This window comes from Franconibacter pulveris (assembly GCF_056780215.1).
In genome coordinates, this window is sequence record NZ_CM165555.1 from 3,083,377 (window position 1) to 3,096,554 (window position 13,178).

General features: G+C 55.1%; 14 protein-coding genes and 1 other annotated feature. Of the genes, 9 read left to right on the forward strand and 5 right to left on the reverse strand.

Annotated features, from left to right (window positions below):
- Positions 1–66: 66 nt before the first annotated feature.
- Together ACU4F7_RS14610 and ACU4F7_RS14615 are read right to left on the reverse strand one after the other, a co-directional pair.
- Positions 67–993 (reverse strand): LysR substrate-binding domain-containing protein, encoded by a 927-nt coding sequence (locus ACU4F7_RS14610; protein ID WP_481637208.1) that lies wholly within the window; start codon positions 991–993, stop codon positions 67–69.
- Between the two features lie 49 nt (positions 994–1,042).
- Positions 1,043–1,867: an SDR family oxidoreductase gene (locus tag ACU4F7_RS14615; RefSeq protein ID WP_481637209.1), complete on the reverse strand. Its 825-nt coding sequence runs from the start codon at positions 1,865–1,867 to the stop codon at positions 1,043–1,045.
- 188 nt (positions 1,868–2,055) lie between these two features.
- Here ACU4F7_RS14615 and hisL point away from each other — a divergent pair, with 188 nt between their 5' ends.
- The 9 genes from hisL to hisIE all read left to right on the forward strand — a co-directional run bounded on the left by hisL (position 2,056) and on the right by hisIE (position 9,281).
- The gene (gene hisL, locus ACU4F7_RS14620) at positions 2,056–2,103 is read left to right on the forward strand and encodes a his operon leader peptide (protein WP_110877335.1); all 48 of its coding nucleotides are present in this window, start codon (positions 2,056–2,058) and stop codon (positions 2,101–2,103) included.
- Positions 2,079–2,200, forward strand: a sequence feature (His leader region). Its footprint overlaps the gene before it by 25 nt.
- 37 nt (positions 2,201–2,237) lie before the next feature.
- Entirely contained in the window at positions 2,238–3,137 is a 900-nt protein-coding gene (hisG, locus tag ACU4F7_RS14625) for an ATP phosphoribosyltransferase (RefSeq protein ID WP_024552613.1), read from the forward strand.
- 5 nt (positions 3,138–3,142) lie between these two features.
- On the forward strand, positions 3,143–4,447 hold the full coding sequence (gene hisD / locus ACU4F7_RS14630) for a histidinol dehydrogenase (protein WP_481637210.1): 1,305 nt from the start codon (positions 3,143–3,145) through the stop codon (positions 4,445–4,447).
- Positions 4,444–5,526, forward strand: a complete 1,083-nt coding sequence (gene hisC, locus ACU4F7_RS14635; protein ID WP_029593275.1) for a histidinol-phosphate transaminase — start codon at positions 4,444–4,446, stop codon at positions 5,524–5,526. The genes hisD and hisC overlap by 4 nt, the downstream gene beginning before the upstream one ends.
- Positions 5,523–6,590 (forward strand): bifunctional histidinol-phosphatase/imidazoleglycerol-phosphate dehydratase HisB, encoded by a 1,068-nt coding sequence (hisB, locus tag ACU4F7_RS14640; RefSeq protein ID WP_029593276.1) that lies wholly within the window; start codon positions 5,523–5,525, stop codon positions 6,588–6,590. The genes hisC and hisB overlap by 4 nt, the downstream gene beginning before the upstream one ends.
- Positions 6,590–7,180, forward strand: coding sequence for an imidazole glycerol phosphate synthase subunit HisH (gene hisH, locus ACU4F7_RS14645; protein ID WP_029593277.1), 591 nt, complete (start codon positions 6,590–6,592; stop codon positions 7,178–7,180). The genes hisB and hisH overlap by 1 nt, the downstream gene beginning before the upstream one ends.
- Positions 7,181–7,918 (forward strand): 1-(5-phosphoribosyl)-5-[(5-phosphoribosylamino)methylideneamino]imidazole-4-carboxamide isomerase, encoded by a 738-nt coding sequence (gene hisA, locus ACU4F7_RS14650; protein ID WP_481637211.1) that lies wholly within the window; start codon positions 7,181–7,183, stop codon positions 7,916–7,918. It abuts the gene before it with no gap.
- Positions 7,900–8,676 carry an imidazole glycerol phosphate synthase subunit HisF gene (gene hisF / locus ACU4F7_RS14655; RefSeq protein WP_024555803.1) on the forward strand — a complete coding sequence of 259 codons (777 nt, stop codon included), beginning with the start codon at positions 7,900–7,902 and terminating at the stop codon, positions 8,674–8,676. The genes hisA and hisF overlap by 19 nt, the downstream gene beginning before the upstream one ends.
- Positions 8,670–9,281 carry a bifunctional phosphoribosyl-AMP cyclohydrolase/phosphoribosyl-ATP diphosphatase HisIE gene (hisIE, locus tag ACU4F7_RS14660; protein WP_481637212.1) on the forward strand — a complete coding sequence of 204 codons (612 nt, stop codon included), beginning with the start codon at positions 8,670–8,672 and terminating at the stop codon, positions 9,279–9,281. The genes hisF and hisIE overlap by 7 nt, the downstream gene beginning before the upstream one ends.
- Before the next feature lie 53 nt (positions 9,282–9,334).
- Here the strand turns inward: hisIE and wzzB are convergent, their stop codons facing one another.
- From wzzB to galE, 3 genes are all read right to left on the reverse strand, one after another.
- Positions 9,335–10,324: an LPS O-antigen chain length determinant protein WzzB gene (wzzB, locus tag ACU4F7_RS14665; protein ID WP_481637213.1), complete on the reverse strand. Its 990-nt coding sequence runs from the start codon at positions 10,322–10,324 to the stop codon at positions 9,335–9,337.
- Between the two features lie 234 nt (positions 10,325–10,558).
- Positions 10,559–11,965, reverse strand: coding sequence for an NADP-dependent phosphogluconate dehydrogenase (gndA, locus tag ACU4F7_RS14670; protein ID WP_024561408.1), 1,407 nt, complete (start codon positions 11,963–11,965; stop codon positions 10,559–10,561).
- Positions 11,966–12,110: 145 nt separating this feature from the next.
- Positions 12,111–13,133 carry a UDP-glucose 4-epimerase GalE gene (gene galE, locus ACU4F7_RS14675; protein ID WP_481637214.1) on the reverse strand — a complete coding sequence of 341 codons (1,023 nt, stop codon included), beginning with the start codon at positions 13,131–13,133 and terminating at the stop codon, positions 12,111–12,113.
- Positions 13,134–13,178: the final 45 nt, after the last annotated feature.

Genomic DNA, 13,178 nt, shown 5'->3' on the forward strand with positions numbered 1-13,178 from the left:
GTTTCGGCAGGGATCTGCCTGCTTTAAACATAGACGAGGTTATAAAGTCGAAAGTATGAAATTAACTCAGCCTCCGTCATGAGGGGCGGGAGCGGAATAAAGCGCGGTAATTTCGCTGTTGCTCAGGATCTGCTCGCGCCACCAGGCGCAGGCAAGTCCGGCGGTCTGCTCGTTCCAGCCAATCCATACCGGCTCGTAAGGCACGTGTGAAGCCACCTCTTTTTCCACCAGCGCGCCGCTGTCAAGATGCTGTTGCGCAAGGTAGCGCGGCAGCCAGCCGCAGCCGATACCGCGCAGTTGTAGTTCCAGCTTGGCTTTGAAATCAAAAACGGTGACGGCGTCCTGGTCATCCAGCACGCCGGAGGCAAAAGAGAGGTGCGTGCTTGCCGGGTCGGCCACCGCCACAGCGCGGTAGCGTTTGATAAGACGTCTTGATAGCGGCTCCGATGCCTGAGCCAGCGGATGATGGGGAGCGACCGCGAAAACGCTGGCCAGATGGCCAAGCAGCGTGAAGGAAAACCCGCTTAGCGGCGGAGGCGCGCGCATCGCGCCGATAACCAGATCAACGCGCCCCTGCGTCAACGACTCCCAGGAGCCGCCCAGCACGCCGTTGATAAACTTCAGCCGGGTCATTTCATGAAGCTGTAAAAAAGCCTCGATATGGGGAAACAACAGCGTAAAGGGGAACGTATCGTCAATACCGATGACCAGTTCATTTTCCCAGCCCAGGTGAAGCTTAATCGCCTGCTTTTCCAGATCGCGTACGGTTTGCAGCACTTCACGCCCTTTATCCAGCAACATCGCGCCGGTTGGGGTAAAGCGGGCGCGATGCCCGCTGCGGTCCAGTACCTGAATATTCAGGTCGCTTTCAAGTTTGTGAACGGTGTAGCTCAGAGCGGAAGGTGTTTTATAAAGCCGGGAAGCGGCAGCGGCGAAGCTACCCTCTTTGTCTAATGCATCAAGAATAATTAATACATCAAGCAATGCTCTCATCGTCGCCTCTTGCGCTGTACAGCACGTTTACCGGCGTCAGGAACGGCAGCTACTCCATTGGCATCACTAACGGATCGGGATAAAGATATTCAAAACCGAGTTCATTACAGATACGGTTGCCATCCACCAGTTTTCCTTCACCGTTGCCAGGCGCTTCGCTAAAGCGAGGCGGCTCAAGGTCGAGCAAACGCGCCATATGCGGATAAAATATGGCGCGCGCCGGATGTTGGGGGGCACAGATATTATAGATATGTCCCCCTTTCGGCGCCTGTAAAAGTAACTGTATGGCGCCAATAACATCTTCCAGATGCACCAGGTTTACGCCGTGCTGGCCGTCCGGCGCGTGCTTACCGGCGAAAAAGCGCCCCGGATGGCGGCCCGGCCCCACCAGCCCCGCCAGACGCAGAATGTCGACCGATGTTCCCGGCAGGTTATGCAGCCAGTCTTCCAGCTCTTTGAGCACCCTTCCGCTTTCCGTGACCGGATTGCGCGGCGAGGTCTCTTTCATTACGCCTTCGCCGTTGCCATAAACGGAGGTGGAGCTAGTGAAAATAATGCGCTTAACGTTGTGCGCCAGCGCGCTGTCGACGATTTCCTGCACCGCCTGCATGTAAAAATCGCCGTTGCCGCCGGTGCGGCGGGCGGGCAGCGTGAGCACCAGCGCGTCGACGTTCAGCAGCGCGTCCAGGTCATCGCTGTCGCAAACCAGCTCCGGCTGCAACACCAGCGGGTAACTCTCAATGCCGCACATACGCGCCGCCTCTACGCCATCCTGGGTGGTTTTGCTGCCGGTGACTTGCCACCCTCTTGCCGAAAGCGACAGCGCGAGCGGCATGCCCAGCCAACCCAACCCGACAATTGCGACTTTTTTCATCCTTCTCTCCTGGAGACCGTCATCTTGCGAACTTACTAAGTTTAGGCTACGCCAGCGGCGTCTGGCTGACAATTCACGGGCGCAATATGATGATTTTTAATGATGAAAAAAAGCGCTTGCATTCTTCGCCTCGTATGGTTTACGGTTAAAGCCAGTTAATGAATAGTCATTCACACGAGAAATTTACAATGCGCGTTCAGTTTAAAAACCACCACCATCACCATCATCCTGATTAGTCTTTCAGGCGATGTGTGCTGGAAGACGATCGGTTCTTCCAGTGGTGCATGAACGCAGAAAAAGCCCCCGGAAGATCCACTTCCGGGGGCTTTTTTTATGGACCGTTTACAGACAGGATCACGAGGACATCAACATGACCGATAACACCCGCTTACGCATAGCTATGCAAAAATCTGGCCGCTTAAGCGATGACTCACGCGAACTGCTCGCCCGTTGCGGCATAAAAATCAATCTCCACACTCAGCGTTTGATTGCGCTGGCGGAGAATATGCCGATCGATATCCTGCGCGTACGCGATGACGACATCCCGGGCCTGGTGATGGATGGCGTGGTGGATCTCGGCATCATTGGCGAAAACGTGCTGGAAGAGGAGTTGCTCACACGCCGCGCTCAGGGCGAAGACCCGCGTTATTTCACGCTGCGTCGCCTCGATTTCGGCGGTTGCCGCCTTTCCCTGGCGACCGCCGTGGACGAACCCTGGGACGGCCCGGCCTGCCTGAACGGCAAGCGCATCGCCACCTCTTATCCGCACCTGCTCAAGCGCTACCTCGACCAGAAAGGGGTGCAGTTTAAATCCTGTCTGCTTAACGGTTCTGTGGAAGTCGCCCCGCGCGCCGGCCTTGCCGACGCCATCTGCGACCTCGTCTCCACGGGCGCCACGCTTGAGGCTAACGGCCTGCGTGAAGTGGAGGTGATTTACCGCTCCAAAGCGTGTCTTATCCAGCGCGACGGCGAGATGCCGGAAATGAAGCAAAAGCTTATCGATAAACTGCTGGTGCGCATTCAGGGCGTGATTCAGGCCCGTGAGTCAAAATACATCATGATGCATGCGCCGACCGAACGTCTGGAAGAGGTTATCGCCCTGCTGCCGGGCGCCGAGCGCCCCACCATCCTGCCGCTGGCGGGCGACCAGCAGCGCGTGGCGATGCACATGGTGAGCAGCGAAACCCTGTTCTGGGAAACCATGGAAAAACTCAAAGCCCTCGGCGCCAGCTCTATCCTCGTGCTGCCGATTGAGAAGATGATGGAGTAAGCGCCATGACCTTTAACACGATAATCGACTGGAATACTTGCGACAGCGCGCAGCAGCGCGCGCTGCTGATGCGCCCGGCTATTTCCGCATCCGACAGCATCACCCGCACCGTCGCCGACATTCTCGATAACGTAAAAGCCCGGGGCGATGCGGCGCTGCGCGAATACAGCGCGAAGTTTGATAAAACCGACGTGACGGCGCTGAAAGTCACGGCTGAAGAGATTAACGCCGCCGAAGCGCGCCTTGGCGAGGAAATAAAAGAGGCGATGGCGGTAGCGGTGGCGAACATCGAAACCTTTCACGAAGCGCAGCGCCTTGCCACCGTTGATATAGAAACCATGCCGGGCGTACGTTGCCAGCAGGTAACGCGCCCGGTCGCTTCTGTCGGCCTCTATATTCCCGGCGGTTCCGCTCCGCTTTTTTCTACCGTGCTGATGCTGGCGACCCCTGCGCGTCTCGCGGGCTGCGCCAAAGTGGTGCTCTGCTCCCCTCCGCCGATTGCGGATGAAATTCTCTATGCGGCGAAGCTTTGCGGCGTGCAGGAGGTTTTCAACGCGGGCGGCGCGCAGGCTATCGCCGCGCTCGCTTTTGGCAGCGAGACGGTGCCTAAGGTGGATAAAATTTTCGGCCCGGGCAACGCTTATGTTACCGAAGCGAAACGCCAGGCAAGCCAGCGTCTTGATGGCGCGGCTATCGATATGCCCGCCGGACCTTCCGAGGTGCTGGTGATTGCCGACAGCGGCGCTACGCCCGATTTCGTCGCCTCCGACCTGCTCTCCCAGGCGGAGCACGGCCCGGACTCGCAGGTGATTCTGCTGACGCCGGACAGCGTGATGGCGCAGGCGGTCGCAGAGGCCGTGGAGCGCCAGCTCGCTGCTTTGCCGCGAGCCGAGACGGCGCGCCAGGCGCTTTCCGCCAGCCGCATTATCGTTGCGCGCGATCTGGCGCAGTGCGTGGAAATCTCCAACCAGTACGGCCCGGAACACCTGATTATCCAGACCCGTAACGCCCGCGAGCTGGTAGAGAGCATCACCAGCGCTGGTTCCGTGTTTCTGGGCGACTGGTCGCCCGAGTCCGCCGGCGATTACGCCTCCGGCACTAACCACGTGCTGCCGACTTACGGTTACACCGCTACCTGCTCAAGCCTTGGACTTGCGGATTTTCAGAAGCGGATGACCGTACAGGAGCTTTCCATGCAGGGCTTCGCGAGCCTTGCGAAAACCATTGAGACACTGGCGGCCGCTGAACAGCTTGCCGCTCATAAAAACGCCGTCACGCTGCGTGTCGCCGCCCTGAAGGAGATGCAATGAGCATTGAAGAACTGGCTCGCGCCAATGTCCGCGCGCTGACGCCCTATCAGTCCGCCCGTCGTCTTGGCGGCAGCGGCGATGTCTGGCTGAACGCCAACGAATACCCGCTGCCAGTGGAGTTTCAGCTGACGCAGCAAAACCTCAACCGCTACCCGGAATGCCAGCCGAAGCAGGTGATTGAGCGCTACGCCGACTACGCTTGCGTGAAGCCGGAGCAGGTGCTGGTGAGCCGCGGCGCCGATGAAGGCATCGAGCTTTTGATCCGCGCCTTCTGCGAGCCGGGAGAGGACGCCGTGCTTTACTGCGCGCCGACTTACGGCATGTACAGCGTCAGCGCGGAAGCGTTCGGCGTTGAGTACCGCACCGTTCAGGCGCTGGAAGACTGGCAGCTTGACTTGCCCGCCATCGCCGAAAAACTCGACGGCGTGAAAGTAGTGTTCGTCTGCAGCCCCAATAACCCGACCGGGCAGCTTATCAACCCGCAGGATCTGCGCACGCTGCTGGAGATGACGCGCGGCAAAGCGCTGGTGGTCGCCGACGAAGCCTATATCGAATTTTGCCCGCAGGCGACCGTCGCCGGCTGGCTGGCGGAATACCCGAACCTGGTGGTGCTGCGCACGCTCTCTAAAGCGTTCGCGCTGGCGGGGCTACGCTGCGGCTTTACGCTTGCCAGCGAAGAGATAATCAACCTGCTGCTGAAAGTGATCGCCCCGTACCCGCTTTCCACGCCGGTGGCGGATATCGCCGCGCAGGCGCTGAGCCCGCAGGGCATCGCGCAAATGCGTGAGCGGGTGGCGGAAATTAAACGCAACCGCCAGTATCTGGTGTCGGCGCTGCAAGAGGTGCCGTGCGTTGAGCGCGTTTTTGACAGTGAAACTAACTACGTGCTGGCGCGCATTACCGCTTCCAGCGCGGTGTTTAAATCCTTATGGGATCAGGGCATTATCTTACGCGACCAGAATAAACAGCCCTCGCTGAGCGGCTGCCTGCGTATTAGCGTCGGCACCCGCGAGGAGTGTCAGCGCGTGATTGACGCCCTGCGTGAACAACCCGGCCTTGCGGCCACGGAGCGTGTATGAGCCAGAAGACTCTCTTTATTGACCGTGACGGTACGCTGATTGCCGAGCCGCCGGAAGATTTTCAGGTGGATCGCTTTGACAAGCTGGCCTTTGAGCCAGACGTGATCCCCACTCTGCTGAAGCTGCAAAAAGCGGGCTTTAAGCTTGTGATGATAACCAACCAGGATGGCCTTGGCACCCGCAGCTTCCCGCAGGCCGATTTTGACGGTCCGCACAACCTGATGATGCAGGTCTTCACCTCTCAGGGGGTGATTTTTGATGACGTGCTGATCTGCCCGCACTTCCCCGATGACGCCTGCGACTGCCGCAAACCGAAAACCACGCTGGTGCGGGGCTATCTGGAAGAGGGCGTGCTGGATACAGCCAACAGCTATGTGATTGGCGACCGCGCCACTGACATTGAACTTGCCGAAAACATGGGCATTCAGGGGCTGCGCTATAACCGCGCCGACCTGAACTGGACGATGATTGGCGAGAAGCTGACAAAGCGCGACCGTTTCGCGCAGGTCTCCCGCAACACTAAAGAGACGCAGATCGACGTGAAAGTCTGGCTCGACCAGGAAGGCGGCAGCAAAATTAACACCGGCGTCGGCTTCTTTGACCATATGCTCGACCAGATTGCCACCCACGGCGGCTTCCGGATGGAGATTGCGGTGAAGGGAGACCTTTATATCGACGATCACCACACCGTGGAAGACACCGGCCTTGCGCTGGGCGAAGCGCTGAAGCTGGCGCTTGGCGACAAGCGCGGCATTAACCGCTTCGGCTTCGTGCTGCCGATGGATGAGTGTCTGGCGCGCTGCGCGCTGGATATTTCCGGACGTCCGCACCTTGAGTACCGCGCCGAGTTCACCTACCAGCGCGTAGGCGATCTCAGTACGGAAATGGTGGAGCACTTTTTCCGTTCGCTCTCTTACACCATGGGCGTAACGCTGCACCTGAAAACCAAGGGTAAAAACGACCACCACCGTGTGGAAAGCCTGTTTAAAGCCTTTGGCCGCACGCTGCGCCAGGCGATTCGCGTGGAAGGCGACACCCTCCCCTCCTCAAAAGGAGTGCTGTAATGAACGTGGTGATTCTGGATACCGGCTGCGCCAACCTCTCTTCCGTGAAGTGGGCGGTGCAGCGCCTGGGTTATGAACCGCTGGTCAGCCGCGAGTCGGAGGTGGTGCTGCGCGCCGATAAGCTCTTTTTGCCGGGCGTGGGCACCGCTCAGGCGGCAATGGATCAGCTGCGCGAGCGCGAACTTATCGACCTGATTAAAGCGTGCACCCAGCCGGTGCTGGGAATTTGCCTCGGCATGCAGCTGCTGGGGTCGCGCAGCGAAGAGAACAACGGCGTCGAGACGCTGGGCATTATCGATGAACCCGTGCCGCACATGACCGACTTCGGCCTGCCGCTGCCGCACATGGGCTGGAACCGCGTCTATGCGAAAGCGGGCGACCGACTGTTCCGCGGCATTGAAGACGGCGCGTATTTTTATTTCGTGCACAGCTACGCCATGCCAGTGAACCCTTGCACTATCGCGCAGTGTAATTACGGCGAGCCGTTTACCGCCGCGGTGCAGAAAGATAACTTCTGGGGCGTGCAGTTTCACCCGGAACGCTCCGGCGCCGCGGGCGCGCAGCTGCTGAAAAATTTCCTGGAGATGTAAGTGATTATCCCGGCATTAGATTTGATTGACGGAAAAGTGGTGCGTCTCCATCAGGGTGATTACGGCCAGCAGCGCGACTATGGCAGCGACCCGCTGCCGCGTCTGCAGGATTACGCAGCGCAGGGCGCGCAGGTGCTGCATCTGGTGGATTTAACCGGCGCGAAAGACCCGGCGAAGCGCCAGATCCCGCTGCTACAAAAGCTGCTGGCGGGCGTGAGCGTGCCGGTGCAGGTCGGCGGCGGGGTGCGTACGGAAGATGACGTGGCCGCGCTGCTTCAAGCGGGCGCCAGCCGCGTGGTGGTGGGTTCCACCGCCGTGAAATCACCTGAAACGGTGCAGCAATGGTTTAAACGCTTCGGCGCGGATGCGCTGGTGCTGGCGCTGGATGTGCGTATCGATGAAGCGGGCCGCAAGCAGGTGGCCGTCAGTGGCTGGCAGGAAAATTCCGGCGTTACGCTGGAAGCGCTGGTGGAAAGTTATCTGCCGTTCGGCCTGAAGCATGTGCTCTGCACCGATATTTCTCGCGACGGCACGCTTTCCGGCTCCAACGTGGCGCTGTATGAAGAAGTATGCGCCCGCTATCCGCAGGTGGCGTTCCAGTCCTCCGGCGGCATTGGCGAACTTAATGATATTCGCGCGCTGCGCGGCACTGGCGTTCAGGGCGTGATTGTCGGGCGTGCGCTGCTGGAAGGCAAATTTACTGTGACGGAGGCGATTCAATGCTGGCAAAACGGATAATCCCCTGCCTGGACGTGCGAGACGGCCAGGTTGTCAAAGGCGTGCAGTTCCGTAATCACGAGATTATTGGCGATATCGTGCCGCTGGCGAAACGCTATGCGCAGGAAGGCGCCGATGAACTGGTCTTTTACGATATCACCGCCTCCAGCGATGGCCGCGTGGTAGACAAAAGCTGGGTTTCCCGCGTGGCGGAAGTAATAGACATCCCTTTCTGCGTAGCGGGCGGTATTAAATCCCTGGACGACGCGGCGCAGATCCTCTCTTTCGGCGCGGACAAAATCTCCATTAACTCCCCTGCCCTCGCGGACCCGGAGCTCATCACCCGCCTCGCAGATCGTTTTGGCGTGCAGTGCATTGTCGTAGGCATTGATACCTGGTTTGACAGCGAGACGGGCAAGTATCACGTGAACCAGTATACCGGCGACGAAAGCCGCACCCGTGTCACCCAATGGGAAACGCTGGACTGGGTAGCGGAAGTACAGAAGCGCGGCGCCGGAGAAATTGTCCTCAACATGATGAACCAGGATGGCGTGCGCAACGGCTATGACCTGACGCAGCTTAAAAAAGTGCGCGAGGTCTGCCGCGTTCCGCTGATCGCTTCCGGCGGCGCCGGCACCATGGAGCACTTCCTGGAAGCGTTTCGTGACGCGGACGTGGATGGCGCGCTGGCGGCATCGGTATTTCACAAACAGATTATTAATATTGGCGAACTAAAAGCATTTCTGGTTCAGCAAGGCGTGGAGATTCGAGCGTGTTAACAGAACAACAGCGGGCCCAACTGGACTGGGCGAAGACCGACGGGCTGCTGCCGGTCGTGGTGCAGCACGCGGTATCCGGCGAAGTGCTGATGCTGGGTTATATGAACGACGAGGCGCTGCGCCGGACAGAAGAAAGCGGCAAAGTGACATTCTTCTCCCGCACTAAACAGCGGCTGTGGACCAAAGGCGAGACCTCCGGCCACTTTCTGCATGTCGTGAGCATGACGCCGGATTGCGATAACGATACGCTGCTGGTGCTGGTGAACCCAATTGGGCCAACTTGCCACCTTGGCACCTCGAGCTGTTTTGGCGAGGCGCATCACCAGTGGCATTTTCTTTACCAACTGGAAGAACTGCTGGCGGCGCGTAAAACCGCTTCGCCGGAAAGCTCATATACGGCAAAACTTTACGCCAGCGGCACCAAGCGGATTGCGCAGAAAGTGGGAGAGGAAGGCGTGGAAACGGCGCTGGCCGCCACGGTTCGCGACAAAGAAGAGTTGGTTAACGAGGCGTCTGACCTGGTTTATCACCTGCTGGTACTGTTGCAGGATCAGGAGCTGGATTTAAGCGCGGTGATAGATAACTTGCGGGGAAGGCATAAGTAAGCATAAAAAAGGCCGGGTTAACCGGCCTTTTATCAAACAACCCGCCAGGGATATTACCCCGGTCGATGGTTGCGGATAGCATGACGAAGTAGTACAACGCCTGAGCCAATGATGCCACCAATCAGCACTGCCAGGATAAGCGTTAATGCTCGCTTCGGACTATCTCGATAAATCGGCAAGCTTGGCTTCATGACATAACGGAACGAATAGAGCGAATCAGGTTTTGACTTAAGCGCACTGACAGCAAGCAAAGCCTGACGTGTCTGGTAGTAATAATCTGAAAGCGGCAGTGGACGCGTTCCTTCGTTCTTGATTATTGAAGAAAGCGCGTCGCTACCTAATACAAATAAGGTGTCTTCAGAAAGTGTTTCGGCCTGTTGAACTAGCGTATCTTTAATATTCGCTTGCTGCGCTACAAGCAATGCCTGATTAAGTACGGCAAGGCGTTTATTTTTTTGTTCTTGCGCCACTTTAATCTGCGTCGCCAGGGAAGCTTTCAGGTCTTCCAGCTTACTGTCGATGTTGACTTGCAAGTCAGCATCCAACTCCTGCACGACCTGTTTATTAATTTGCTGGATATATTTATCCAGATTTTTCTGCGCCTGTTCGGCGCTGTGTGCCGTGAAGCTGATGGTTAAAGGAACCTGCTGCCCTTTCACCGTCTGCTCAATTCTTAAGTCTTCTCTATCAGCCCGGTTTTGCAACTCGTCGGCCAGAGCCGAAATCGCTGAATTGAAACGGCCAAAAAAACGCTCCTGTACATCAACAACGGTAGGCGCGTTTGTGGGGTTTTGACCATAAAGTATGCCCATTGAGTTGTTGTAATTGGCTATCTGCCCGGAGTCAGGCAGAGTAACTATCGCTTCTGAAGTCCACTTTTCTTTCGCGACGAATAAATAAGCAACAGCAAGCAGGATCGCAACGACAATACACGCAGCGATGGTCAGCTTTCCGCGCCATAACTGAAGCAGTAGATCTAACAGGTCAATTTGCTCGTTGGCGTCCGGTTGCCTGTTATTAGCAGTAGAAGAAGTGTGCACCATACAAACCTTATTATAAATTTATTTGTTATCAAATAGATAAACAACTTTACGTGTAGCTGCAACGCTTAGTTTGCCAAATTCATTTCTTATGTTGATAAGACAAAGATGAAACTGCACGTAGCGGCACAATTTACCTGTAAAGTTTGTTGATTGTAAGGTTCTTTTTATATCTATTTATCCAGAAAAAAGCCCGGCCATAGCCGGGCTTTAACATTCAAAAAGTGAAAGATAGAGTTAATCCAGCCATTCGGTATGGAACACGCCTTCTTTATCGGTGCGCTTGTAGGTATGCGCCCCGAAGTAGTCGCGCTGCGCCTGAATAAGGTTTGCTGGCAGCACAGCAGAACGGTAGCTGTCGTAATAAGCGATAGCTGCAGAGAAGGTCGGCGTCGGGATACCGTTCTGTACCGCATAAGCCACTACATCGCGCAGCGCCTGCTGGTAATCATCAGCCGCTTTCTTAAAGTATGGCGCCAGCAGCAGGTTCGCAATAGATGGGTTTTCAGCATACGCATCGGTAATTTTCTGCAAGAACTGCGCGCGGATGATGCAGCCAGCGCGGAAGATCTTCGCAATTTCACCGTAGTTCAGGTTCCAGTTGTGCTCTTCAGAAGCCGCACGCAGCTGGGAGAAGCCCTGAGCGTAAGAGACAATTTTACCGAGGTACAGCGCGCGGCGTACTTTCTCAATAAATTCAGCTTTATCGCCTGCGAAAGGTTTGGCCTGCGGGCCGCTCAGTACTTTGGAAGCGGCAACACGTTGCTCTTTCAGGGAAGAGATATAACGCGCGAAAACAGACTCGGTGATGAGGGACAGCGGCTCCCCGAGATCGAGTGAGCTCTGGCTGGTCCATTTACCGGTGCCTTTGTTAGCCGCTTCATCCAGAATCACATCAACCAGGTAGTTGCCCTCTTCATCCTTCTTGGTGAAGATGTCTTTAGTGATATCGATAAGATAGCTGCTCAGCTCACCTTCGTTCCATTCAGAGAAGGTTTTCGCCAGTTCTTCGTTAGAAAGATTCAGACCATGCTTAAGCAGGGAATATGCTTCAGCAATCAACTGCATATCGCCGTATTCGATACCGTTGTGCACCATCTTAACGTAGTGGCCTGCGCCGTCCGGCCCGATATAGGTGACACACGGCTCACCTTCTGCAACAGCAGCAATCTGCTTCAGAATAGGTGCGACTAATTCATACGCTTCTTTCTGGCCGCCAGGCATGATTGACGGACCTTTCAGCGCGCCCTCTTCGCCACCGGATACGCCGGTACCAATGAAATTGAAACCTTCTTCAGAAAGTTCGCGGTTGCGACGAATAGTGTCCTGGAAGAAAGTGTTGCCACCATCAATAATGATGTCGCCTTTGTCCAGATAAGGCTTGAGGGATTCAATGGCTTTGTCAGTACCTTCGCCTGCTTTAACCATCAACAGGATACGACGGGGCGTTTCCAGGGACTCAACAAACTCCTGCACCGTATAATAAGGAACCAGGTTTTTACCCGGATTTTCTGCAATCACTTCTTCGGTTTTTTCGCGGGAGCGGTTGAACACGGATACGGTATAGCCACGGCTTTCAATGTTAAGCGCCAGGTTGCGCCCCATCACGGCCATACCAACAACGCCGATCTGCTGTTTAGACATTACATACTCCTGTCAGGTGTGGTCACTGCGAATCATCACGCAGGTAAATGTAGCTACGATGTTAACTCAGGATGGACAAATGTGGGAGCCTTTCCTCTTCTGAGGATTACGTCTTCAACAATAATTGCTTACAAACAAATGCGGATCAAACTAACGGCTTATAGCCATTAGGGTTCTGCAGTTGCCAATTCCAGCTATCGCGCATCATCTCATCCAGACTTCTTGTGGCGCGCCAGGCCAGCGCTCTATGCGCCAGGGAAGAATCGGACCAGCACTCAGCGATATCGCCCGGACGGCGTTCGGTAAACGTGTAAGGAATTTTTATATTGCTTTGCGCTTCGAAAGCAGAAATCAACTCTAAAACCGAATACCCTTTGCCAGTACCCAGGTTATATATTTTACATCCGCTATCTGCGTTCATTTTCTCAATCGCAGCGACATGACCTTCAGCAAGATCCATCACATGGATATAATCCCTTACCCCCGTTCCATCATAAGTGGGATAATCATTACCATATATAGAAAGCTTTTCGAGCTTTCCAATAGCAACTTGACTTATATAGGGTAATAAATTGTTAGGGATACCATTAGGATCTTCACCAATTAAACCAGAAGGATGGGCTCCGGCGGGATTGAAGTACCGAAGAATAGTAATGCTTAATTGCGGTTGCGCTTTCACGGTATCCGATAAAATCTGCTCAACCATAAGTTTTGACGTACCATAGGGATTAGTAGTACCGCCTGTTTTGCAATCTTCTGTAAGAGGGATACGCTCTGGTTCACCATAAACAGTTGCCGATGAACTAAAAATCAGCTTATAAATACCATTCTTGATCATTTCATCAAGGAGAATAATACTTCCCATAACATTATTCTCGTAATACTTAGTAGGGTATTTTATCGACTCGCTTACAGACTTCAAACCAGCAAAGTGGATTACCGCCTCTATTTTATTCTCTGAAAAAATTTTTCTTAGGAAGATTCGGTCGGTAATATCACCTTGATAATAAACAATATCACGTTGCGTGATCGCTTCCACTCTACGTAAAGATTCGTAAGAAGAATTACTGAGGTTATCCAAAACCACAACATTGTAACCTCGCTCCAGAAGGCATAATACTGTATGTGATCCAATATAACCGGCACCGCCCGTCACCAGTATTGACATATCTATTCCTTAAAAATAAGTATAGCTATTTTTGCCCATAGGAAG

What these genes read in the sequence shown, in the direction of transcription:
- ACU4F7_RS14610 (WP_481637208.1), bottom strand. Translation starts at nt 993, where the DNA reads ATGAGAGCATTGCTTGATGTATTAATTATTCTTGATGCATTAGACAAA.
- ACU4F7_RS14615 (WP_481637209.1), bottom strand. Translation starts at nt 1,867, where the DNA reads ATGAAAAAAGTCGCAATTGTCGGGTTGGGTTGGCTGGGCATGCCGCTC.
- hisG (WP_024552613.1), top strand. Translation starts at nt 2,238, where the DNA reads ATGACCGATAACACCCGCTTACGCATAGCTATGCAAAAATCTGGCCGC.
- hisD (WP_481637210.1), top strand. Translation starts at nt 3,143, where the DNA reads ATGACCTTTAACACGATAATCGACTGGAATACTTGCGACAGCGCGCAG.
- hisC (WP_029593275.1), top strand. Translation starts at nt 4,444, where the DNA reads ATGAGCATTGAAGAACTGGCTCGCGCCAATGTCCGCGCGCTGACGCCC.
- hisB (WP_029593276.1), top strand. Translation starts at nt 5,523, where the DNA reads ATGAGCCAGAAGACTCTCTTTATTGACCGTGACGGTACGCTGATTGCC.
- hisH (WP_029593277.1), top strand. Translation starts at nt 6,590, where the DNA reads ATGAACGTGGTGATTCTGGATACCGGCTGCGCCAACCTCTCTTCCGTG.
- hisF (WP_024555803.1), top strand. Translation starts at nt 7,900, where the DNA reads ATGCTGGCAAAACGGATAATCCCCTGCCTGGACGTGCGAGACGGCCAG.
- wzzB (WP_481637213.1), bottom strand. Translation starts at nt 10,324, where the DNA reads ATGGTGCACACTTCTTCTACTGCTAATAACAGGCAACCGGACGCCAAC.
- gndA (WP_024561408.1), bottom strand. Translation starts at nt 11,965, where the DNA reads ATGTCTAAACAGCAGATCGGCGTTGTTGGTATGGCCGTGATGGGGCGC.
- galE (WP_481637214.1), bottom strand. Translation starts at nt 13,133, where the DNA reads ATGTCAATACTGGTGACGGGCGGTGCCGGTTATATTGGATCACATACA.